The following is a 21,619-nucleotide window of genomic DNA, read 5'->3' on the forward strand; positions in this document are numbered from 1 at the left end:
CGTTTAACCGGTGTAAAAACGAAACTTACAACAAAGAGAATACGCTTGCGTACTATTCTTCCTGCTCGATTTCTTCAGGTTCCACTTCTTCTTGTAGTTCCAATAAGTTAATCGCAATCGTCACGAAGTCACTATCAGTAATAATGCCGACCAATCGACCTTTGGTGACAACAGGTAGACAGCCAACTTTATGCTTTTGCATATAGATAGCGCTCTCTTTGAGCCCCGCGATAGGCTCTGCCGTCATGATGTTGGTGTGCATCATTTCGTAGAGCGGTGTGTCTAAAGTAAAAGATTGTTCAGCCTCATCTGGGTGCAAGCTCGATTCTTGAGCAGCAAGAATGTCGCGTTGAGTCACCAAGCCTTGTAAGTGGTTATTGGCATCAACAACCGGAATGTGTCGAATATCAAGCGCATCCATCATGCTTTTTGCATCACGCAAGGTGTGCGTGCGCAGTAAGGTATGAGGATTACGAGTCATCATGTCTTCAACCTTGATCATAGAGACCTCCAGCGGCATTGTCCTTCTCTTAAATATAGAGAATATTTTTCTGTATATCTGGGAGCTAACTCGTTTTTCATCAATTAAATAGCACAATGCTGATGGGCTGCGTAATCTGTGTTTTATTGGTGTTTTTATTAATTTGAATAAGTCGGTTTGTGTGCGAGTCAGTTGGCATTTTTAGTTGATATTGAATGTGTCCCCAAGGTAATCCAATGAATTGAATCGCACATTTTTATTCGCTGGATTTTCCAAGATTCTTCTCTCGAAGAAGATACGTCCAGGCTTACCAAATTGAAGACAGCAACCTAGATGAAACGAACAACGTGTAACAAACTTATTGCGCTGGCAGTGGCGGCATTCAGTGTGCCATCAACACAGGCGATTGTGTTAGGAGATGAACAAACCGATCCTGTTGACCGCGTTACTTTGCGAGCAAGTAATATGGCAGAGTTTCCGCTGTGTGGTGGAACGATGCTGACAGAGCAATGGGTACTGACTGCGGCGCACTGTGTGGTGATGGGACAAGGAACCAATGAAGCAACCTACTATGTGACCCCGCCGGGTGAGCTGTCGGTGAATGCGAATGTGTATGAACTTAATTCTGCAGGGCTTGATAACTTCTATCCGGTGTCTCACGTTGTGGTTCATCCGGATTACACTCGGATTTCAAAAGCTGAGACCGACGGTAATGGCAACGTGAAACCTATCCAAACCGGTTTAGATTCAGACATCGCGTTGCTGTATCTCACGCGCCCAGTGGCAAACGCGAACTTTGCTGACCTAGCGAGTAAAGTTGACATGGAGAGTATCGAAGCACGTTTGGTGGCGGATTGGAACGATAATTACCTGACCAATCAACGTGTCGAAAATGTGCAAGTGTTTGGATGGGGGGCTACTCAGCCGGATGCTTCTGAACCTTCTAATACGCTCAAAACCACCATTAGCACATTTTTACCCATCGACAAATGTTATGAGCGTTTAGAAATTGGCAGCAGTTTTCCGGGGATCATTGATTCAAGAGACAACCAAACCAAAATTTGTACGCTACCAACACAAAACCATGTATTGGAGCCAGATAGCCATACTCAATATGGCAACTCTGCATGTAAAGGTGACAGTGGTGGCCCGTTGGTCGATGTGGCGACCGGCAAACAAATTGGTATTGTTAGTGGCGGCCCCCTTATTCTACCAACGTGTGGCTCTTTGACGATCCCAAGTTTCTACACCAAGGTGAGCCACTATTACGACTGGGTACAGTCTTACATCACTGCCGATGCGCCACCAAGTCGTTACATCGTTGCGCCGAATTTTATCAAAAGTGCTAACAATGAAAGTGGTGACAATAAAGAGTGTCACGATGGCATTGCGACCAATAACTGTGATTTCAAAGGCTCAGATGATGAAGGTGGCAGTCTAGGGTTTTGGTTATTGGGTTTATTCGTGCCGTTATTCTTGTGGCGAAAGCGTGAGGTTTGATAGGGCGATTGGAATGCCAAACTAATAAGCAGCGGTATACGCTGCTTTGCTTTTTTCATGTTTTCTCTTTTGGGCTCAAATTAAAAATAGTGCCAAGTAATCGAGGCTTTTCACGTTTTATTACACTCTTCACCATGGCTTTTACTGCTATATTCTGGTGATTTGCTTGCTATTGCAGCATGTAAACATATACTAGTCTGCTGCGAAAAACTCGTCGCAATTTTATCGTCGCCTAGACGTGATTTGACCAATAGATAAGACAAGTAACATGCAAGTATCAGATTTCCATTTCGACCTTCCAGATGAACTCATCGCTCGCTACCCTCAACCAGAGCGTACCGCTAGCCGACTGCTGCAAATGGACGGCAATACCGGAGAGCTCATTGATGGCACATTTACTGATGTATTGGGCCAAGTTCAACCCGGTGACTTAGTGGTGTTTAATAATACTCGTGTTATTCCTGCTCGTCTTTTTGGCCGCAAGGAGTCGGGCGGTAAATTAGAAGTGCTAGTGGAGCGCATGTTGGATGAGAAAAGCATCCTCGCGCACGTTCGTTGCTCTAAATCACCAAAACCAGGTACAACCATTATTGTTGGCGAGAATGATGAATATTCAGCAGAAATGGTTGCACGCCATGATGCTTTATTTGAACTGAAATTTAGTTCTGATAAGACGGTACTAGAAATTCTGGAAGAAATCGGCCATATGCCGCTTCCTCCTTACATCGACCGTCCAGACGAAGATGCAGATAAAGAGCGTTACCAAACGGTATATAATCAAAAGCCAGGTGCGGTTGCGGCACCAACAGCGGGCCTTCACTTTGATGATGTTCTCTTGGAGAAAATCAAAGCGAAAGGTGCAGAGTTTGCTTACGTTACTTTGCACGTTGGGGCGGGTACATTCCAGCCAGTAAAAGTGGAAAATATCAACGATCACCACATGCATGCCGAGTACGTAGAAGTACCGCAAGAAGTCGTCGAAGCAATTAAAGCGACGAAAGCGCGTGGCGGACGAATTATTGCTGTTGGTACCACATCTGTGCGTTCACTTGAAAGTGCAGCGCAAGACGCATTGCAAAAAGGGACTGAGCTGGCCCCATTCTTTGGCGATACAGAAATCTTTATTTTCCCTGGTTACGAATATCAGTTGGTGGATTGCTTGATCACAAACTTCCACTTGCCTGAATCAACACTGATCATGTTGGTGAGTGCATTTGCTGGATACGAGAACACCATGAATGCTTACAAACATGCGGTGGAAAACAAATACCGTTTCTTCTCGTATGGCGATTCAATGTTCATCAAGAAGAAAACGGCGTAGTTAAAAATAGATTTACGAGTGCTAGCAGTAAGCTAGGAAATAAAGCATCCATTGCTTTGTCTCTCGCAAGGAAAAGCGACCGCTCCTTAAAGTAGGGTAGAGCCCTAAACACTCAGTCAGACTGTTTCTCTGACACCCGGAGGCATCGTGAAATTAAAATTCGATCTTAAGAAGAAAAACGGCAATGCACGTCGTGGTCAACTGACTTTCGAACGCGGCACTGTTCAAACTCCTGTGTTCATGCCAGTAGGTACTTACGGTACCGTTAAAGGTATGACACCAGAAGAAGTAAAAGGTACTGGTGCAGAAATTCTGCTAGGTAATACGTTCCACCTGTGGCTACGTCCTGGTCAAGAAGTGATGAAAATGCACGGTGACCTGCACGATTTTATGAACTGGCACGGTCCTATTCTTACTGATTCAGGCGGCTTCCAAGTATTCAGCCTTGGTAAGATGCGTACGATCACTGAAGAAGGTGTCCATTTTCGTAACCCAGTAAACGGTGACAAGATTTTCATGGACGCAGAAAAGTCGATGGAAATTCAAAAAGACCTGGGCTCTGACATCGTTATGATTTTTGACGAGTGTACGCCTTACCCAGCGACACACGATGAAGCGAAGAAATCGATGGAAATGTCATTACGCTGGGCACAGCGTTCACGTGACCATTTCGAGAAGCTAGAAAACCCGAACAACCTATTTGGTATTGTTCAAGGTGGTGTTTACGAAGATTTACGTGATGTGTCGGTAAAAGGTCTAACGGAAATCGGTTTTGACGGTTACGCGGTTGGTGGTTTGGCAGTAGGTGAGCCTAAAGAAGACATGCACCGTATTCTTGAGCATACTTGTCCTCAACTTCCTGAAGACAAACCTCGCTACTTGATGGGCGTAGGTAAGCCAGAAGATTTGGTTGAAGGTGTTCGTCGTGGTATCGACATGTTTGACTGTGTAATGCCAACGCGTAACGCACGTAATGGTCACTTATTTGTGACTGGTGGTGTGATCAAGATCCGTAATGCGAAACATAAAACGGATACAACACCATTGGATCCGCATTGTGACTGTTACACTTGTCAAAACTACAGCAAGTCGTACCTTCACCATTTAGAGCGTTGTAATGAAATCTTAGGCGCTCGCTTGAATACAATCCATAACCTGCGTTACTACCAGCGTCTGATGGAAAGCATTCGTAAAGCAATTGATGAAGATCGCTTCGATGAATTTGTTACTGAGTTCTATGAGCGTCGTGGCCGTGAAGTGCCACCACTAGCAAAAGAGCAGTAATTGAAAAACTAAAAGAATTAAAGCCTTTGGTATGTCGCCAGAGGCTTTTGCTAATAAAGTAGGCTAACGCACGTTATTTTTGAGAGAGCGATCTCTATTAGTTACTCTCAGACTTGAATCTAAAATGCGAAAGCCCAATTTGTTTGATTATCAATAAAATATAATGAGGATGTTTTAATGTTTATTTCTCAGGCTCACGCAGCAGCAGAAGGTGCGCCAGCAGGCGGTGGTTTTGAAATGCTAATCATGCTTGGCATGTTCGCAGTGATCTTTTACTTCATGATTTACCGCCCACAAGCGAAACGCGTAAAAGAACACAAAAACCTAATGGCTTCTATGGGCAAAGGCGACGAAGTTTTAACTAGCGGTGGCCTAGTGGGTAAAATCACTAAGATTGCTGAAGACAATGACTACATTTCAATTGAGCTTAACGCGAACAATGAAGTAGTAATCAAGAAAGACTTCATCACTGCAGTGCTACCAAAAGGTACGCTTAAGTCTCTATAAAACAGCTAAAGGATCCTCGCTGTGCTAAACCGTTATCCATTATGGAAGTACTTGATGGTGCTTTTTGCCATCATCACCGCTGCGTTATACGCACTTCCAAATATCTACGGTGAAGATCCGGCTATTCAAGTTACAGGGGCGCGTGGCGCCTCTGTAGATATGTCAACGCTGGATGCTGTCACTACTGCTCTTAACAAAGAGCAACTTTCTCATAAATCCATTGCTCTCGAAGATGGATCAATTCTTGTTCGTTTTAACGACACTGACACACAAATCAGTGCTCGTGATGTCATCAGCGAAGCGCTAGGCAAAGACACAATTGTTGCACTTAACCTTGCACCTTCTACACCCGATTGGCTAGAAGCGATTGGCGCGTCACCATTGAAGCTAGGTCTTGACCTTCGCGGTGGTGTTCACTTCTTAATGGAAGTGGATATGGATGCAGCGATGGAAAAGCTTGTTGGTCAACAAGAAGAAGCTTTCCGTAGCGAACTTCGTGACGCCAAGATTCGTTACCGTGCAATCCGCCCTTCTGGAAAAGAAGCGGTAGAAGTGTTGTTGCGTAACGAAGAGCAATTAGCAGAAGCGAAAGCAACGCTAGAAAAGAATCACCCGGACATGATTTTTGTCGATTCTGATTCAAATGGCCGTTACGCTCTTACTGCAACCTTTACTGAGCAACGTTTACAAGAGATCCGTAACTATGCTGTTGAGCAAAACATTACGATTTTACGTAATCGTGTCAACGAACTAGGTGTTGCGGAACCATTGGTTCAACGTCAAGGTGCTAGTCGCATTGTAGTTGAACTGCCTGGTGTTCAAGACACTGCTCGTGCAAAAGAAATTCTCGGAGCTACGGCAACGCTTGAATTCCGTGAAGTTGATGATAAAGCTGACCTATCGGCAGCGGCAAATGGTCGTGCGCCAGCAGGTAGTGAAATCAAGATGGACCGTGATGGTCGCCCAGTTGTGCTTAAGAAGCGCGTTATTCTTGGCGGTCAAAGCATCACAGATGCAAGCTCAAGTGTTGATGAATATGGTCGTCCACAAGTTAACATCTCGCTAGACAGCGAAGGTGGTAATAAGATGTCTGCGTTCTCTAAGAAGAACATTGGTAAGCTAATGGCTACCGTGTTTGCAGAATACAAAGACAGTGGCCGTCGTACGCCTGAAGGCAAAGTTATTCTGGATAAGCATGAAGAAGTCATCAACCAAGCAACGATTCAATCGGCTCTTGGTCGTAACTTCCGTATCACAGGTATCGACTCTGCTGCAGAAGCACACAACCTAGCACTTTTACTACGTGCTGGTGCACTGATTGCACCTATCTCTATCGTTGAAGAACGTACCATTGGTCCATCAATGGGCCAGCAAAACATCGATATGGGTATCCAAGCATGTATCTGGGGTATGGTTGCCGTAATGCTATTTACGCTGCTTTACTACCGCGGCTTTGGTTTGATTGCAAACATCGCTCTAATGGCAAACTTGGTGCTTATCATTGGTGTTATGTCGATGATTCCAGGCGCTACCATGACGCTTCCAGGGATAGCCGGTATCGTGTTAACAGTCGGTATGGCGGTTGATGCGAACGTACTGATCTTCGAGCGTATCCGTGAAGAAATTCGTGATGGACGCAGTCCACAACAAGCGATTCACCAAGGTTACGCGAATGCATTCAGCACGATTGCTGATGCGAACATCACAACACTAATTACTGCAATCATTCTATTTGCGGTCGGTACAGGTGCGGTGAAAGGTTTCGCAGTTACTCTATCTATCGGTATCTTAACTTCAATGTTCACCGCCATTATTGGTACACGTTGTATCGTGAACCTGATCTACGGTGGCAAACGCGTTGATAAATTGTCGATCTAAGGCTGGGAATTAATATGTTTCAAATTCTAAAAGCAGAGAAGACGATCGGCTTTATGCGTTGGTCGAAAGTAGCATTCGTTTTTTCAATTATAATGATTGCTGCTTCTATCTTCACTTTGTCAACCAAGTGGCTTAATTGGGGTCTAGATTTCACTGGCGGTACGCTTATCGAGGTCGGTTTTGAACAGCCAGCAAACCTTGAAGAGATTCGTGCAGCACTAGATTCAAAAGGCTTTGGCGATGCGACAGTACAAAACTTCGGTAGTGCTCGTGAAGTCATGGTCCGTCTTCGTCCACGTGATGACGTTTCTGGTGAAACGCTAGGTAACCAAATCATTGGTGCTATCAAAGATGGTACTGGCGAAAGCGTAGAAATGCGTCGTATTGAGTTCGTAGGTCCCAACGTTGGTGATGAGCTAACAGAAGCTGGTGGTCTAGCGATCTTGGTATCGCTGATCTGTATCCTGCTTTATGTATCGATGCGATTTGAATGGCGTCTAGCGGCTGGTGCGGTAATGGCATTGGCTCACGATATAATTATCACGCTAGGTGTCTTTTCGTTTCTACAAATTGAAGTTGACCTGACTATCGTAGCTGCGCTACTGACGGTTGTGGGCTACTCACTCAACGATACCATCGTTGTATTTGACCGGATTCGTGAAAACTTCCGTAAGATGCGTAAGGGTGAACCTTCGGACATCATGGACGCTTCAATCACTCAAACATTGAGCCGTACATTGATTACATCTGGTACGACGTTGTTCGTGGTAATTGCACTGTTCATGCAGGGTGGTGCTATGATTCACGGCTTTGCAACCGCACTTTTACTCGGTATCACTGTAGGTACTTACTCTTCTATCTACGTAGCATCAGCACTGGCTCTAAAACTGGGTATCCAGAAAGAGCACTTGATGCCACCTCAAGTAGAAAAAGAAGGTGCAGAGTTCGACGAAATGCCATAAGGCAGATTGAGAACCGAAAACAAAAACCGCTGAGCAATCAGCGGTTTTTTTGTATCTGAATAGAGTCGTGAGCTTGTAGAGCCTCTCTGTATGAAGAGCCTTCAGCTACAGCTAAGTCGATACGAAGCAGTAGATACAAAAAAGCCCTGCTCAATGAGCGGGGCTTTCTAAAGTCATCAGCGTAACGGGCTATATATGACTTTCAAATATTACTTAAGGATCGCGCTGTTACCGTTTTCGCGAATGTGCTTAAGGATAGATTTTACGCCACGAGCGCTTGAAGCAACGATGTTACCAGACTTCATGTAGTCAGTGCCGCCAGCAAAGTCTGTTAGGATTGCGCCAGCTTCACGAGCAATAAGCTCACCTGCTGCCATATCCCAAGGTTTTAGGCCTAGTTCGAAGTAACCATCAACACGGCCAGCTGCCACGTAACAAAGGTCTAGAGCAGCAGAGCCGCTACGACGGAAATCAGCACACTCAGTGAATAGCGCACCAACGATCTTGATGTAAGACTCAGCGTGTTGTTTCTGCTTGAATGGGAAGCCTGTTGCTAGAACAGTACCTTGAAGGTCTTTTAGTTGAGCAACACGAATACGTGCACTGTTTAGTTGAGCGCCGGCACCGCGTTGTGCAGTGAATAGCTCGTTTTGCATTGGATCGTAAACACAAGCAACTTCAGTTTTGCCCTTAATACGAACAGCGATAGAAACCGCGAAAGTTGGGTAACCTTTTACAAAGTTAGTGGTGCCATCCAGTGGGTCGATGATCCATTGTACGTCTTTATCTTTACCTTCGATAAGACCTTGTTCTTCAGCAACGATACAGTGCTCAGGGTAAGACTGCTTGATAGTATCGATGATGATGTATTCTGCTTCTTTGTCTACGTTAGTGACAAAGTCATTAGTGCCTTTAAGAGTAGATTCTACTTTATCAGTGTTTTCTAATGATTTAGCAATATGATTGCCTGCCTTTCGCGCAGCGCGAATAGCAATGTTTAGCATTGGATGCATACGAATTTCCCAACGGATGTTAAAGAACAAATGAAAGCGGCGGCGAGTATACCAGAGATAATTAAAAAGGGAAGTGGTTATTTTTTGTTCTAAATGCGGCTGGTTGAGTGTACAGAGCATACTGCGGACGAGAACAATAACCAAGAATGAGAAGAGAGGTCTGCTTGCCTCTAGGGTGTCTTAAAAAACTATGATAACATTCTGCGGTTTTAATTTAGGTAGCAAACACAGATGTTGGATCAAGTAAAAATTGTACTCGTAGGTACCTCTCATTCAGGCAATATTGGCTCAGCAGCTCGAGCAATGAAAGTGATGGGTTTAAACCAACTAGTATTAGTCGATCCACAATGTGAAGTGGATGAACAAACTCTTGCTTTAGCTGCGGGTGCTGGTGATATTGCTCAAAATGCAAAGATTGTCGGCACATTAGAAGAAGCGGTTGAAGATTGTGGCCTTGTTGTGGGTTCTAGCGCCCGCTCTCGTACATTAGAATGGCCAATGCTCGAGCCACGTGAATGCGGTGAGAAATTTGCAGTTGAAGGCCGAAAGCATCCGGTTGCGCTCGTGTTTGGCCGAGAAAGAACTGGTTTGACAAACGAAGAGCTACAAAAGTGCCACTACCATGTTTGTATTCCCGCTAATCCTGAGTACAGCTCGCTTAACCTAGCGATGGCTGTACAAACTCTCAGTTACGAAGTGCGAGTTGCACACTTGAACTTAGAGCAAAGCCAGTTTTCCCCAAATGAATCGGAAGAATACCCGCGTCATCGAGAACTCGAAATGTTCTTCGAGCATCTTGAAAAGGTGATGGTTGAGACCCAGTTTATTAACAAAGAGCAACCTGGACAGGTGATGAATAAGTTGCGCCGTTTGTTCTCTCGTGCTCGACCAGAAACCCAAGAACTTAATATTCTACGAGGCGTTTTGACTTCGATAGAAAAGAAGTTCTGAGTGAATAATAACCACTTTAGGTGTAAGGATGAATACCTGAGTAAAATGGTCAAATAAATACTTGACCAAATTACTCAGGTATGGAAAAATCTTAACCATTACAAACCATGTGGATACGGTGTGGTATGAAACTTACATCTAAAGGAAGATATGCGGTGACAGCCATGCTGGATGTGGCACTGCATTCGCAACAAAACCCTGTACCTCTGGCTGATATTTCAGAGCGTCAAGGGATCTCGCTCTCTTACTTAGAGCAGCTATTTTCAAAATTGCGTAAAGCAGGTCTCGTTGCCAGCGTTCGTGGTCCTGGTGGTGGTTACCGACTTGGTGCCGACGCTCACAGTATCGCTATTGGTACCGTGATTGCTGCCGTTGATGAGTCAGTAGATGCAACCAAATGCCAAGGTAAAGGAGATTGCCAAGGTGGAACACGTTGCCTTACTCACACGCTGTGGCGTGACCTAAGCTCTCGCATTAGTGACTTTTTGAATAACATCACTCTTGGTGAGTTGATGACAGACAATGAAGTCCTCGAAATTTCTGATCGTCAGGACATTGATCTGGCGGTAACCCATGGGCTATCAAACAAAAATACAACCGCCGCGCCCATCGGTGTAAACGTCCGCTCTTAGCGGTCAGCTTTTTACATTGGAGTAGAGAATGAAACTGCCGATTTATCTTGATTATTCCGCTACATGTCCAGTTGATCCACGTGTTGCTGAAAAAATGGTTCAGTACATGACAATGGATGGCACATTTGGCAACCCAGCGTCGCGTTCGCACCGTTACGGCTGGCAGGCAGAAGAAGCGGTCGATACTGCTCGTGAGCAAATTGCTGACCTTCTAAATGCAGATCCTCGCGAAATCGTATTTACATCTGGTGCGACAGAATCAGACAACCTTGCTATTAAAGGTGCAGCGCACTTTTACTCGAAGAAAGGCAAGCACGTAATCACTTGTAAAACAGAGCACAAAGCCGTTCTTGACCCATGTCGTCAACTTGAGCGTGAAGGCTTTGAAGTGACTTACCTTGAGCCAGAATCAAATGGCTTGATCGATCTAGAGAAGCTTAAAGCGGCAATGCGTGATGACACAGTGCTTGTGTCTATTATGCACGTAAACAACGAGATTGGTGTGGTTCAAGACATTACAGCGATCGGCGAATTGTGTCGTGAGCGTAAAATTGTTTTCCACGTGGATGCAGCGCAATCTGCAGGTAAATTACCAATCGACGTTCAAGAGATGAAAGTTGACCTAATTTCGCTTTCTGCTCACAAAGTTTATGGCCCTAAAGGCATCGGTGCACTTTACGTTCGTCGTAAGCCTCGTATTCGTCTTGAAGCGCAAATGCACGGTGGCGGTCATGAGCGTGGTTTCCGCTCTGGTACACTTCCTACCCACCAAATCGTTGGTATGGGTGAAGCATTCCGCATTGCAAAAGAAGACATGCAAAAAGATTACGATCACGCTTTAGCGCTTCGTAACCGTCTTTTTGATGGCGTGAAAGACTTAGAAGCAGTGACGGTAAACGGTGACCTTGAGCAACGTGTACCACACAACCTAAACATCAGCTTCGCATTCGTAGAAGGTGAATCACTACTAATGTCGCTTAAAGATCTAGCGGTATCTTCTGGTAGTGCTTGTACGTCTGCAAGCCTTGAGCCTTCTTACGTTCTTCGTGCCCTAGGCATGGATGATGAATTGGCTCACAGCTCGGTTCGTTTCTCGTTTGGTCGTTTCACGACTGAAGAAGAAATTGATTACGCAATTGAACAAATCCGCGTTGCAGTGACTAAGCTACGCGACATGTCTCCTCTATGGGATATGTACAAAGAAGGGATTGATTTGAGCACTGTTGAATGGGCTCACCATTAATCTCAGGGATTGAAATAGAGGATTCGAGGTAATTTATCATGGCATACAGCGAAAAAGTAATTGATCACTACGAGAACCCACGTAACGTTGGTTCATTCGATAAAGAAGATCCATCAGTAGGTAGCGGCATGGTTGGCGCTCCTGCGTGTGGTGACGTAATGAAGCTTCAAATCAAAGTGACACCTGAAGGTATCATCGAAGATGCGAAGTTCAAAACATACGGTTGTGGTAGTGCAATCGCATCAAGCTCACTAGTAACTGAGTGGGTAAAAGGTAAGTCAGTTGATGAAGCGGCAGCAATTAAAAACTCTGAGATTGCTGAAGAGCTAGAGCTTCCACCAGTGAAAGTTCACTGTTCTATTCTTGCTGAAGATGCAATCAAAGCAGCGGTTGCTGACTACAAGAAAAAACACCAAGAATAATTATTCCGTAATATAATGGGAGCTTTGACGCTCCCATTCCAATCGAAATTTAGACAGACTAAGGTGCAGTATGGCCATCACAATGACAGAATCAGCGGCAAGTCGCGTAAGAGCATTCCTAGATAACCGAGGCAAGGGTATCGGTTTACGTCTTGGAGTGAAGACGACTGGCTGTTCCGGCATGGCATACGTACTTGAGTTTGTTGATGAGCTCAATGAAGAAGACGAAGTATTTGAACTCTCTGGAGTGAAAATTATCATCGATCAAAAGAGCTTAGTGTACCTAGATGGTACTGAATTGGATTACGTGAAAGAAGGGTTGAATGAAGGTTTTGAATTCAACAACCCTAACGCGAAAAGTGAATGTGGTTGTGGTGAAAGCTTCAACGTCTAATTGATTGTCCTTCTGGGCAAACGAGTCCGGAAGGCTTTACTAGGACCCGAACTTAATGAATCACTTTGAATTATTTGGGCTACCAAGTCAGTTTAAGCTGGATGGTAGCCTTCTTTCTTCTCAGTTCCGAGAACTACAAAAACGCTTCCACCCGGATAACTTTGCAGCGGGCTCAGAACGTGACCGTTTGATGGCGGTGCAAAAGGCGGCGCAAATCAACGATGCCTATCAAGTTCTGAAAAATCCTATTTCTCGCGCCGAGTATATCCTCGCAGAGCAAGGTGTTGAGATCCGAGGTGAACAGCAAACAATGCAAGATCCGATGTTCTTAATGGAGCAAATGGAACTGCGCGAAGAACTGGAAGAGATTGCTGACAGCTCCGATCCTGAATCGGCGCTTTTTGACTTCGACTCTAAGGTCAGCAAAATGTACAAACAGCATCTGGCAAGCGTCGAGCAAGAGCTTGATGATGGTCTATGGGCTGAAGCCGCAGACCGAGTTCGTAAGCTAAAATTCATTGCCAAACTAAAGAACGAAATTGAGCTAGTCGAAGACAAACTCCTCGGCTAGTAAGCGTGACAAGGACCTATCATGGCACTACTTCAAATCGCAGAACCGGGCCAAAGCTCGGCACCTCATGAGCATAAGTTAGCAGCGGGTATCGACTTAGGTACTACCAACTCTTTGGTTGCTTCTGTACGTAGCGGCGATGCAACTCCACTTGCGGACGAGCAGGGCCGTACTATTTTACCTTCAGTCGTTAATTACGCTGAGGAAACGTTAACGGTCGGCCACGAAGCCAAAGCCAAAGCAGAGTTTGAACCAGAGAACACGATTATCTCTGTAAAACGTTTGATCGGTCGTTCATTAAAGGACATTCAGTCCCGTTACTCTTCACTTCCTTATCGTTTTAAAGAGAGTGAAAACGGCCTGCCAATTCTGCAAACACCTCAAGGTGACAAAAACCCGATTGAAGTATCTGCGGACATCCTAAAAGTATTGGGTAAGCGAGCTGAAGATACGTTAGGTGGTGAGTTAGCAGGTGTCGTTATTACCGTTCCTGCTTACTTTGATGACGCGCAACGTGCAGGTACAAAAGATGCGGCGAAATTAGCTGGTCTTCATGTTCTCCGTCTACTTAATGAACCAACCGCTGCGGCAATTGCTTATGGCCTAGACTCTGGTCAAGAAGGTGTGATTGCGGTTTACGATCTAGGTGGCGGTACTTTTGATATCTCTATCCTACGTTTATCGAAAGGCGTATTTGAAGTATTAGCAACAGGTGGCGATTCTGCATTAGGCGGTGACGACTTCGACCATCTATTTGCCGATTATTTAATGGAGCAAGCGGGTCTAGAAGCGCCGCTTTCTGCAGAAAAGAACCGTACACTGTTGAACATTGCTACTGAAGCTAAGATTGCTTTCTCTGAGCAAGACAGTGTTGACGTTGACGTTTTTGGTTGGAAAGGCACCGTGACTCGCGAGCAGTTCGAAGATCTGATTCGTCCGCTAGTGAAGAAAACACTGATGTCTTGTCGTCGCGCATTAAAAGATGCGGATGTCGACGCAGATGAAGTACTCGAGGTCGTCATGGTTGGCGGCTCAACCCGTACATTGTTGGTTCGTGAAATGGTAGGCGAGTTTTTTGGTCGCACACCTCTGACAAGCATTAACCCAGATGAAGTTGTTGCAATCGGTGCGGGTATTCAAGCTGATATCCTAGCGGGTAACAAACCTGACTCTGAAATGTTGCTTCTTGATGTGATTCCACTGTCGCTCGGTATTGAAACCATGGGTGGTTTGGTCGAGAAGATCATCCCCCGCAACACTACGATTCCCGTTGCGCGTGCGCAAGAATTTACCACATTCAAAGATGGCCAAACGGCGATGAGTGTTCATGTGGTACAAGGTGAACGTGAAATGGTTGATGACTGTCGTTCACTTGCTCGCTTCTCGTTAAAAGGTATTCCTCCGATGGCAGCGGGTGCGGCACATATTCGCGTGACTTACCAAGTTGACGCTGATGGCCTTCTTTCTGTTACGGCAATGGAGAAGAGCACTGGTGTTCAATCAGAGATTCAAGTAAAACCTTCTTACGGCTTAAGTGACAATGAAGTGGCGGATATGTTGCGTGATTCAATGACGCACGCAAAAGAAGACATGCAAGCTCGTGCCTTAGCTGAGCAGCGTGTTGAAGCCGACCGAGTGATAGAAGGTTTGATTGCAGCGATGCAAGCTGATGGTGATGACTTACTATCAGAACAAGAGAAACAAAACTTGATTAAAGCCATCGAAGCCTTGATTGAGCTGCGTAATGGTGATGATGCAGATGCGATAGAGCAAGGCATTAAAGATACCGATAAAGCGAGCCAAGATTTCGCATCACGCCGTATGGATAAATCGATTCGAGCTGCGTTGTCAGGTCAATCAGTAGACGATATATAAGAGATAAGTAGTTATGCCTAAGATTATTGTATTACCACACGACGATTTGTGCCCAGAAGGTGCAGTGTTGGAAGCAAACTCTGGTGACACCGTTCTAGACGTAGCGCTAAAAAACGGTATCGGTATTGAACATGCGTGTGAGAAGTCATGTGCGTGTACTACCTGCCACGTAATCATCCGTGAAGGTTTTGATTCACTTGAAGAAAGTGAAGAACTAGAAGACGACATGCTAGATAAAGCGTGGGGTCTAGAGCCTGAGTCACGCCTGGGGTGTCAGGCGAGAATTGCTGATGAAGACTTGGTGGTAGAAATTCCTAAATACACACTAAACCACGCTTCAGAAGATCACTAAAACTATCTTCCCAATATAGGGAAGAAGCAAAAGGAAGATGAGCAATGAAATGGACAGATTCTCGCGATATCGCGATTGAACTTTGTGACAAGTTTCCAGATGTCGATCCAAAAACAGTGCGTTTTACCGATCTTCATCAATGGATCATGGAGTTAGATGAGTTTGACGATGAGCCAAACCGTTCTAATGAAAAGATTCTAGAAGCCGTTATCATGTGCTGGATGGACGAAGCGGACTAAGTCTGTAAAACACAGCCTAGTTAACAATTCTTACTAAAAAAAGCGGACCTTTAGGTCCGTTTTTTTATCCAATTGACATTTTTGCCCTACATAATGCTAACATCCGTGAGTTATTAAAAAGAAGCAGCGTAGGCAACGCTGCTATAAGACAAGGAGAAACCATGTCTACACAGATGTCTGTATTTTTAAGTCAAGAGTCGGCAGCACCACATTGGGGTGAAAAAGCACTGCTTTCATTCGCTGAAAACGGCGCAACTATTCACTTAGGTGAAGGTCATGATCTCGGCGCAATTCAACGTGCAGCTCGTCAGCTAGATGGCCAAGGAATTCGTTCTATTTTTCTTTCTGGTGATAACTGGGATCTAGAGAGCGTATGGGCTTTCCACCAAGGGTTCCGTAACCCTAAAAAACATGGCTCAGTTGAGTGGGCAGCATTGTCTGATGAAGATCAAGCAGAGCTTCAAGCTCGTATTACTTCGACTGATTTTACCCGCGATATTATCAACAAAACGGCAGAAGAAGTTGCTCCTCGTCAGCTAGCGACAATGGCTGCTGAATTCATCAAATCTGTTGCGCCGAAAGGCACGGTGACAGCACGTATCGTCAAAGACAAAGACTTGTTGGCAGAAGGTTGGGAAGGTATTTACGCAGTAGGCCGTGGTTCTGAGCGTACTTCTGCGATGCTTCAGTTAGACTACAACCCAACTGGTGACGAAAACGCACCTGTATTCGCATGTCTTGTGGGTAAAGGCATCACCTTTGATTCCGGTGGTTACAGCTTGAAGCCTTCTACCTTCATGAGTGCAATGAAAGCAGATATGGGTGGCTCGGGTACTATCACTGGTGGCCTAGGATTAGCTATCTTGCGCGGTTTAAACAAGCGCGTAAAACTGATCTTGTGTTGTGCTGAGAACATGGTTTCTGGCCGTGCCCTTAAGCTTGGCGACATCATCACTTACAAAAACGGCAAAACCGTTGAGATTATGAATACCGACGCGGAAGGTCGCTTGGTGCTTGCAGACGGTCTTATCTACGCCAGTGAGCAAAAGCCTGAGTTAATCATTGACTGCGCGACGCTAACAGGCGCAGCGAAGAATGCGTTAGGTAACGATTACCATGCGCTAATGAGCTTTGATGATGAGCTATCGCATCAAGCGCTTACGGCGGCAAGCCAGGAAAAAGAAGGCTTGTGGCCGCTACCACTTGCTGATTTCCATCGAGAAATGCTGCCATCTAATTTTGCCGATTTATCGAATATCAGCTCTGGTGATTATTCTCCAGGTGCAAGTACTGCAGCTGCATTCTTGTCTTACTTCGTTGAGGACTACAAAAAAGGCTGGTTACATTTCGACTGTGCGGGTACGTATCGTAAAGCCGCTTCTGATAAATGGGCTGCGGGAGCAACGGGTATGGGTGTTCGTACACTTGCTCGTTTCCTCAATGAGCAAGCTGGAAAATAAGATTGATTGCAGCACTCTCTTGTTTGAGTGCTGCTCTTACCCAGTAAGTCACTTTAAAAGCACAACTATTATTACAAGTACAGAAAGGAAATTTTATGGCTCTAGAAAGAACATTTTCAATCATTAAGCCTGATGCTGTAGAGCGAAACCTAATTGGTGAAATCTACAATCGTATTGAAAAGGCTGGCCTCCGTATCATCGCTGCCAAAATGGTTCACCTGACAGAAGATCAGGCAAGCGGCTTTTATGCAGAGCATGAAGGTAAAGAGTTTTTCCCTCCTCTAAAAGAGTTCATGACATCTGGTCCTATTATGGTTCAGGTATTGGAAGGCGAAAATGCGATTGCACGTTACCGCGAGCTAATGGGTAAAACCAACCCAGAGGACGCGGCATGTGGCACTTTGCGTGCTGATTACGCACTCAGCATGCGTCACAATTCAGTTCATGGTTCAGATAGCCCTGAGTCTGCCGCTCGTGAAATTGAGTTTTTCTTCCCTGAATCAGAAGTTTTCTCTCGCTAACTCGTTCATGCATCACTTTTGCGTGATGATCTAGTTCGTAATAACCTCGGAATTGTCCGAGGTTTTTTATTCCGCATTCTCCATTTCACCGGCGAGTTCATTCGTAATTATTCGCGAAGATGTTGGCTAATCTGAGCATCTTACAGGGGTGAAAGCTTAGTTACGTGTGTTTGTTCTCACTGTTTTCTCTGTACCACTTCTACGCTTTTGTTGTCGGTTGTCTAATCATTATTCTCACCGTAAAGCCTGATTAAAATTTAATCGTTTTTATTTTAATGCCTTAGCAAACTCAGGGTCTTACACCCCTTGTTGTAGCTGCATAAAGGCTGTACAATTCGCGCCCTTATTCTTGTTTCAGTCATTGAGAGGCAACATGACCACTGAAAAAATCAATCTACTCGACTTTGATCGCAAAGGCATGCGTCAGTTTTTCGCGGAAGAACTTGGCGAGAAAGCGTTTCGTGCCGATCAGGTTATGAAGTGGATCTACCATTTCGGTGTAGATGACTTCGAAAAAATGACAAACATCAACAAGAAGCTGCGCGAAAAGCTTTTACACAAGTGTGAAATTAAAGCACCAACTGTAGCAGAAGCTCAGCATTCTTCAGACGGCACGATCAAGTGGGCAATGAAGGTTGGTGATCAGGATGTAGAAACGGTTTACATTCCAGAAGATGATCGCGCAACGCTTTGTGTATCTTCTCAAGTAGGTTGTGCATTGGAATGTAAGTTCTGCTCAACAGCACAGCAGGGCTTTAACCGTAACTTGAAAGTTTCAGAGATCATCGGTCAGGTGTGGCGTGCTGCACGTGAAATTGGTCTTGAGAAAGAAACAGGCCGTCGCCCAATTACGAACGTCGTGATGATGGGTATGGGTGAGCCGCTTCTTAATATGAAGAATTTGATTCCAGCACTGGAGTTAATGTTGGATGACCTTGGCTTTGGTTTGTCGAAGCGTCGCGTAACCGTATCAACATCAGGTGTGGTTTCTGGTCTTGATCAGATGACGGGCAAAATCGACGTTGCGTTGGCGATCTCTCTTCATGCGCCAAACGATAAGCTGCGTAGTGAAATCATGCCAATTAACGATCGTTGGGATATTCAAGATTTCCTAGCATCCGTTCGTCGTTACATTGCTTCATCGAATGCAAACCGTGGCAAGGTAACAGTCGAGTACGTGTTGCTTGATCATGTGAACGATGACATGGACCATGCACGCGAGCTGGCTGAATTGATGAAAGACACACCATGTAAGATTAACTTGATTCCGTTTAACCCGTACCCAGGTTCACCTTACAAGAAACCAAGTAACTCACGTATTGATCGCTTCCAAAAAACATTGATGCAATACGAGCACACAGTTACGGTTCGTAAAACACGTGGTGATGACATTGATGCCGCATGTGGTCAGTTGGTCGGTGATGTAATTGACCGAACTAAACGTACGGCAATGCTGAAAGCGTCACGCGGTGCCGATACCATTGAAGTGAAAGCTGTATAAACGACCGGAATTCAAAAATAGCCAGAGCCATTCGCTCTGGCTATTTTGTTTATTGTTTAGGACATTTTCGCCAAGATTTGGGACTATCACTCTTCAACCTAAGGTTATTTGGGTATAATTTCGAATTCCTTTGTCAAAGTTTGGACAAAAGCTTGAGCTATCTGTTAGTTTGAGTGTAAAGAGTTTTTGTCTTCGTTGCGCATTCGCTTATCATGATATGTAACACTAACGATGACACCGATAATTCTCAGCACTTTCTCACATACGTTTTGCTGATTTTTGCAAAACGGGTATTCGCACTCAGATCGCTGAGAGTTTCTTAAAATTATTATTTTTGGTTAACGCGTTTAGGCTAGCTATCTTTAAAGAGGCTTAAGAACAATAACGAAAATACATGACCACGTTAGCCACTAAAACAGATTAAATACCGCCATTATGACAGAACACGAAAATACGAATGAAGTGCCACTCTCTATTGAAGCTGGCACATTACTGAAAAACAAACGTGAATCCTTGGGAATGAGCCAAAAGCAAGTTGCCGATCGCCTGAGGCTTCGCATTTCTGTGATTGAAGATATTGAAAATAACCGATTTGAATCTCAACAAGTCGCGACATTTACGCGTGGTTACTTACGCTCTTACGCTAAATTCGTAGGTCTTGATGAGAAGGTGGTTTTGACGGCGTTAGAGCAGACTGCCGATGCTCAGCCTCAAGAGCAAGAAATTGAAATGCAAAGCTTCTCTCGTAAAACAAAAGACGAGAAGCACAATAGCCGTATTATGCTCCTTACTTGGGTTATCGGGCTGGTCATTATTGGCATTTCAGCGGCATGGTGGTGGCAAAACCAACAAGAGAATAGCCTAACTAAGGAAGTAACGGATTCAAGTGTTGAAGCGCCGCAGCCCACTGCTCAAGAATTAGCTGATATCGATTTGATGACGGCTGAAGAGTTAATCGCAAGCACTCCTGAAGAAGTTGCTTCAACTAATGAAGGCGTTGCTGAATCGACTGAAGCATCCGTTGAGCAAGGGGCGGATCCTTTGCTGACTGAAACTGAAAATACAACAAGCGTAGATTCTGAAGAACCTGTTGCCGTGATTGAAGCGGCGGAAGAGGAACAGCCTGCGCCAGTAGTACCTGAAGGCATGACACTTCTTACTATGAAGTTTAAAGCGGACTGTTGGATTCAAGTAAAAGACACCAATGGTAAAACGCTGGTAAGTGGTACTCATAAGCCAGGACAAGATGTAGAACTTACCGGAAAAGCGCCATTTAAAGTGATATTAGGCGCACCGGAAGGGGTTACAATGACATTTGCAAGTGAACCTGTCGACCTTTCTGGGTATACTTCAGGCAAAGTAGCTAGATTCACTCTACCGTTATAAAAAATTATGCAACACGAATCTCCAATTATTCGTCGTAAATCGACGCGTATTTATGTGGGTGATGTGCCAATTGGTGATGGTGCGCCAATTGCAGTACAGTCAATGACTAACACTCGCACGACTGACGTAGAAGCGACAGTCGCTCAAATCCGAGCACTAGAAAAAGTCGGCGCAGATATCGTTCGAGTTTCTGTGCCTACGATGGACGCAGCAGAAGCTTTCAAACTGATTAAACAGCAAGTTTCTGTCCCCTTAGTGGCTGATATTCATTTCGACTATCGTATCGCGCTGAAAGTTGCGGAGTACGGAGTTGACTGTTTACGTATCAACCCAGGTAACATCGGCAATGAAGAGCGCATTCGCGCTGTTGTTGATTGCGCTCGCGATAAAAACATCCCGATCCGTATTGGTGTCAATGGTGGATCTTTGGAAAAAGACCTACAGATGAAATACGGTGAGCCAACGCCAGAAGCCTTGGTTGAATCGGCGATGCGTCACGTAGACCATCTCGATCGTCTTAACTTTGACCAATTTAAAGTTAGCGTGAAAGCTTCAGACGTTTTTCTTGCGGTGGATTCATATCGTCTGCTGGCGAAGAAAATCGATCAGCCTCTTCATTTAGGTATCACAGAGGCGGGTGGTGCTCGAGCTGGCGCTGTTAAGTCATCTGTTGGCTTAGGTATGCTGTTATCTGAAGGGATAGGCGATACGCTGCGTATCTCTTTGGCTGCCGATCCAGTTGAAGAAATCAAAGTCGGTTTCGACATCCTTAAATCTCTGCGCATTCGCTCTCGAGGCATCAACTTTATTGCGTGCCCAAGCTGCTCACGCCAAGAATTCGATGTGATTGGTACGGTGAATGCACTGGAGCAACGTTTAGAAGACATCATCACGCCAATGGATGTGTCTATCATCGGTTGTGTGGTAAACGGCCCTGGTGAAGCAGAAGTTTCTCACTTAGGTCTAGCAGGTAGTAACAAGAAGAGCGCATTCTACGAAGATGGTAAACGCCAGAAAGAGCGCTTTGATAACGATGACCTTGTGAATAAGCTAGAAGCTAAGATCCGTGCGAAAGCAGCTATGATGAATGGCGAAAACCGCATCGAAGTTAAAGTACAAGATTAAT

The 21,619-nt window shown here is 45.0% G+C and carries 22 protein-coding genes; 20 read left to right on the top strand and 2 right to left on the bottom strand.

Translation table 11 applies throughout. The features are described 5' to 3' along the window. Nucleotides 1-52 precede the first annotated feature (52 nt). Nucleotides 53-502 carry a CBS domain-containing protein gene (locus R7190_RS16550; protein WP_017820562.1) on the bottom strand — a complete coding sequence of 150 codons (450 nt, stop codon included), beginning with the start codon at nucleotides 500-502 and terminating at the stop codon, nucleotides 53-55. A gap of 312 nt (nucleotides 503-814) precedes the next feature. Here R7190_RS16550 and R7190_RS16555 point away from each other — a divergent pair, with 312 nt between their 5' ends. From R7190_RS16555 to secF, 6 genes are all read left to right on the top strand, one after another. After that, on the top strand, nucleotides 815-1,981 hold the full coding sequence (locus tag R7190_RS16555) for a trypsin-like serine protease (protein WP_186584454.1): 1,167 nt from the start codon (nucleotides 815-817) through the stop codon (nucleotides 1,979-1,981). Between the two features lie 268 nt (nucleotides 1,982-2,249). Beyond that, a complete protein-coding gene (gene queA, locus R7190_RS16560) occupies nucleotides 2,250-3,302 on the top strand; it encodes a tRNA preQ1(34) S-adenosylmethionine ribosyltransferase-isomerase QueA (protein WP_005381728.1) in 1,053 nt (350 codons plus the stop codon). Nucleotides 3,303-3,449: 147 nt separating this feature from the next. After that, the gene (tgt, locus tag R7190_RS16565; protein WP_186584453.1) at nucleotides 3,450-4,586 is read left to right on the top strand and encodes a tRNA guanosine(34) transglycosylase Tgt; all 1,137 of its coding nucleotides are present in this window, start codon (nucleotides 3,450-3,452) and stop codon (nucleotides 4,584-4,586) included. 177 nt (nucleotides 4,587-4,763) lie between these two features. Then, nucleotides 4,764-5,093 (top strand): preprotein translocase subunit YajC, encoded by a 330-nt coding sequence (gene yajC / locus R7190_RS16570; RefSeq protein WP_005381725.1) that lies wholly within the window; start codon nucleotides 4,764-4,766, stop codon nucleotides 5,091-5,093. Between the two features lie 21 nt (nucleotides 5,094-5,114). Further along, nucleotides 5,115-6,971, top strand: a complete 1,857-nt coding sequence (gene secD, locus R7190_RS16575; protein WP_005381724.1) for a protein translocase subunit SecD — start codon at nucleotides 5,115-5,117, stop codon at nucleotides 6,969-6,971. Between the two features lie 14 nt (nucleotides 6,972-6,985). Further along, the gene (gene secF, locus R7190_RS16580) at nucleotides 6,986-7,933 is read left to right on the top strand and encodes a protein translocase subunit SecF (protein WP_005383689.1); all 948 of its coding nucleotides are present in this window, start codon (nucleotides 6,986-6,988) and stop codon (nucleotides 7,931-7,933) included. Nucleotides 7,934-8,142: 209 nt separating this feature from the next. Here secF and suhB read toward each other — a convergent pair whose 3' ends face one another. Continuing rightward, nucleotides 8,143-8,946 (bottom strand): inositol-1-monophosphatase, encoded by an 804-nt coding sequence (suhB, locus tag R7190_RS16585; protein WP_005381722.1) that lies wholly within the window; start codon nucleotides 8,944-8,946, stop codon nucleotides 8,143-8,145. Between the two features lie 231 nt (nucleotides 8,947-9,177). Here suhB and trmJ point away from each other — a divergent pair, with 231 nt between their 5' ends. The 14 genes from trmJ (at nucleotide 9,178) to ispG (ending at nucleotide 21,618) form a co-directional block, all read left to right on the top strand. Beyond that, nucleotides 9,178-9,897, top strand: coding sequence for a tRNA (cytosine(32)/uridine(32)-2'-O)-methyltransferase TrmJ (gene trmJ / locus R7190_RS16590; protein ID WP_005383693.1), 720 nt, complete (start codon nucleotides 9,178-9,180; stop codon nucleotides 9,895-9,897). Nucleotides 9,898-10,022: 125 nt separating this feature from the next. Then, entirely contained in the window at nucleotides 10,023-10,529 is a 507-nt protein-coding gene (iscR, locus tag R7190_RS16595) for a Fe-S cluster assembly transcriptional regulator IscR (protein WP_005381720.1), read from the top strand. 28 nt (nucleotides 10,530-10,557) lie between these two features. Further along, a complete protein-coding gene (locus tag R7190_RS16600; protein WP_005391556.1) occupies nucleotides 10,558-11,772 on the top strand; it encodes an IscS subfamily cysteine desulfurase in 1,215 nt (404 codons plus the stop codon). Nucleotides 11,773-11,810: 38 nt separating this feature from the next. Further along, complete coding sequence (iscU, locus tag R7190_RS16605; protein ID WP_005381718.1) at nucleotides 11,811-12,194, top strand: Fe-S cluster assembly scaffold IscU; 384 nt, start codon at nucleotides 11,811-11,813, stop codon at nucleotides 12,192-12,194. A gap of 70 nt (nucleotides 12,195-12,264) precedes the next feature. Next, nucleotides 12,265-12,588, top strand: coding sequence for an iron-sulfur cluster assembly protein IscA (iscA, locus tag R7190_RS16610; RefSeq protein WP_005381717.1), 324 nt, complete (start codon nucleotides 12,265-12,267; stop codon nucleotides 12,586-12,588). Between the two features lie 55 nt (nucleotides 12,589-12,643). After that, on the top strand, nucleotides 12,644-13,159 hold the full coding sequence (gene hscB / locus R7190_RS16615; RefSeq protein WP_186584452.1) for a co-chaperone HscB: 516 nt from the start codon (nucleotides 12,644-12,646) through the stop codon (nucleotides 13,157-13,159). 21 nt (nucleotides 13,160-13,180) lie between these two features. Continuing rightward, nucleotides 13,181-15,034 carry a Fe-S protein assembly chaperone HscA gene (gene hscA / locus R7190_RS16620; RefSeq protein ID WP_017820567.1) on the top strand — a complete coding sequence of 618 codons (1,854 nt, stop codon included), beginning with the start codon at nucleotides 13,181-13,183 and terminating at the stop codon, nucleotides 15,032-15,034. Between the two features lie 13 nt (nucleotides 15,035-15,047). Beyond that, nucleotides 15,048-15,386 carry an ISC system 2Fe-2S type ferredoxin gene (gene fdx, locus R7190_RS16625; RefSeq protein WP_005381713.1) on the top strand — a complete coding sequence of 113 codons (339 nt, stop codon included), beginning with the start codon at nucleotides 15,048-15,050 and terminating at the stop codon, nucleotides 15,384-15,386. A 44-nt stretch (nucleotides 15,387-15,430) separates the two neighbouring features. Next, entirely contained in the window at nucleotides 15,431-15,625 is a 195-nt protein-coding gene (gene iscX / locus R7190_RS16630; RefSeq protein ID WP_005381711.1) for a Fe-S cluster assembly protein IscX, read from the top strand. A gap of 161 nt (nucleotides 15,626-15,786) precedes the next feature. Continuing rightward, nucleotides 15,787-17,085 (top strand): aminopeptidase PepB, encoded by a 1,299-nt coding sequence (pepB, locus tag R7190_RS16635; RefSeq protein ID WP_151514537.1) that lies wholly within the window; start codon nucleotides 15,787-15,789, stop codon nucleotides 17,083-17,085. A gap of 95 nt (nucleotides 17,086-17,180) precedes the next feature. Further along, the gene (gene ndk / locus R7190_RS16640) at nucleotides 17,181-17,606 is read left to right on the top strand and encodes a nucleoside-diphosphate kinase (RefSeq protein WP_005381702.1); all 426 of its coding nucleotides are present in this window, start codon (nucleotides 17,181-17,183) and stop codon (nucleotides 17,604-17,606) included. Between the two features lie 373 nt (nucleotides 17,607-17,979). Continuing rightward, nucleotides 17,980-19,107: a bifunctional tRNA (adenosine(37)-C2)-methyltransferase TrmG/ribosomal RNA large subunit methyltransferase RlmN gene (locus tag R7190_RS16645; protein WP_017633913.1), complete on the top strand. Its 1,128-nt coding sequence runs from the start codon at nucleotides 17,980-17,982 to the stop codon at nucleotides 19,105-19,107. Between the two features lie 435 nt (nucleotides 19,108-19,542). Continuing rightward, entirely contained in the window at nucleotides 19,543-20,493 is a 951-nt protein-coding gene (gene rodZ, locus R7190_RS16650; RefSeq protein ID WP_005381700.1) for a cytoskeleton protein RodZ, read from the top strand. 6 nt (nucleotides 20,494-20,499) lie between these two features. Then, nucleotides 20,500-21,618 (top strand): flavodoxin-dependent (E)-4-hydroxy-3-methylbut-2-enyl-diphosphate synthase, encoded by a 1,119-nt coding sequence (gene ispG, locus R7190_RS16655; RefSeq protein ID WP_005381699.1) that lies wholly within the window; start codon nucleotides 20,500-20,502, stop codon nucleotides 21,616-21,618. The last annotated feature ends 1 nt before the right edge of the window (nucleotide 21,619 follow it).

The organism is Vibrio sp. 1078-1, assembly GCF_033340475.1.

Coding starts and splice junctions, on each gene's coding strand:
- R7190_RS16550 (WP_017820562.1), bottom strand. CDS start 502: ATGATCAAGGTTGAAGACATGATGACTCGTAATCCTCATACCTTACTG.
- R7190_RS16555 (WP_186584454.1), top strand. CDS start 815: ATGAAACGAACAACGTGTAACAAACTTATTGCGCTGGCAGTGGCGGCA.
- queA (WP_005381728.1), top strand. CDS start 2,250: ATGCAAGTATCAGATTTCCATTTCGACCTTCCAGATGAACTCATCGCT.
- yajC (WP_005381725.1), top strand. CDS start 4,764: ATGTTTATTTCTCAGGCTCACGCAGCAGCAGAAGGTGCGCCAGCAGGC.
- secF (WP_005383689.1), top strand. CDS start 6,986: ATGTTTCAAATTCTAAAAGCAGAGAAGACGATCGGCTTTATGCGTTGG.
- suhB (WP_005381722.1), bottom strand. CDS start 8,946: ATGCATCCAATGCTAAACATTGCTATTCGCGCTGCGCGAAAGGCAGGC.
- trmJ (WP_005383693.1), top strand. CDS start 9,178: ATGTTGGATCAAGTAAAAATTGTACTCGTAGGTACCTCTCATTCAGGC.
- iscR (WP_005381720.1), top strand. CDS start 10,023: ATGAAACTTACATCTAAAGGAAGATATGCGGTGACAGCCATGCTGGAT.
- R7190_RS16600 (WP_005391556.1), top strand. CDS start 10,558: ATGAAACTGCCGATTTATCTTGATTATTCCGCTACATGTCCAGTTGAT.
- iscU (WP_005381718.1), top strand. CDS start 11,811: ATGGCATACAGCGAAAAAGTAATTGATCACTACGAGAACCCACGTAAC.
- iscA (WP_005381717.1), top strand. CDS start 12,265: ATGGCCATCACAATGACAGAATCAGCGGCAAGTCGCGTAAGAGCATTC.
- hscB (WP_186584452.1), top strand. CDS start 12,644: ATGAATCACTTTGAATTATTTGGGCTACCAAGTCAGTTTAAGCTGGAT.
- hscA (WP_017820567.1), top strand. CDS start 13,181: ATGGCACTACTTCAAATCGCAGAACCGGGCCAAAGCTCGGCACCTCAT.
- fdx (WP_005381713.1), top strand. CDS start 15,048: ATGCCTAAGATTATTGTATTACCACACGACGATTTGTGCCCAGAAGGT.
- iscX (WP_005381711.1), top strand. CDS start 15,431: ATGAAATGGACAGATTCTCGCGATATCGCGATTGAACTTTGTGACAAG.
- pepB (WP_151514537.1), top strand. CDS start 15,787: ATGTCTACACAGATGTCTGTATTTTTAAGTCAAGAGTCGGCAGCACCA.
- ndk (WP_005381702.1), top strand. CDS start 17,181: ATGGCTCTAGAAAGAACATTTTCAATCATTAAGCCTGATGCTGTAGAG.
- R7190_RS16645 (WP_017633913.1), top strand. CDS start 17,980: ATGACCACTGAAAAAATCAATCTACTCGACTTTGATCGCAAAGGCATG.
- rodZ (WP_005381700.1), top strand. CDS start 19,543: ATGACAGAACACGAAAATACGAATGAAGTGCCACTCTCTATTGAAGCT.
- ispG (WP_005381699.1), top strand. CDS start 20,500: ATGCAACACGAATCTCCAATTATTCGTCGTAAATCGACGCGTATTTAT.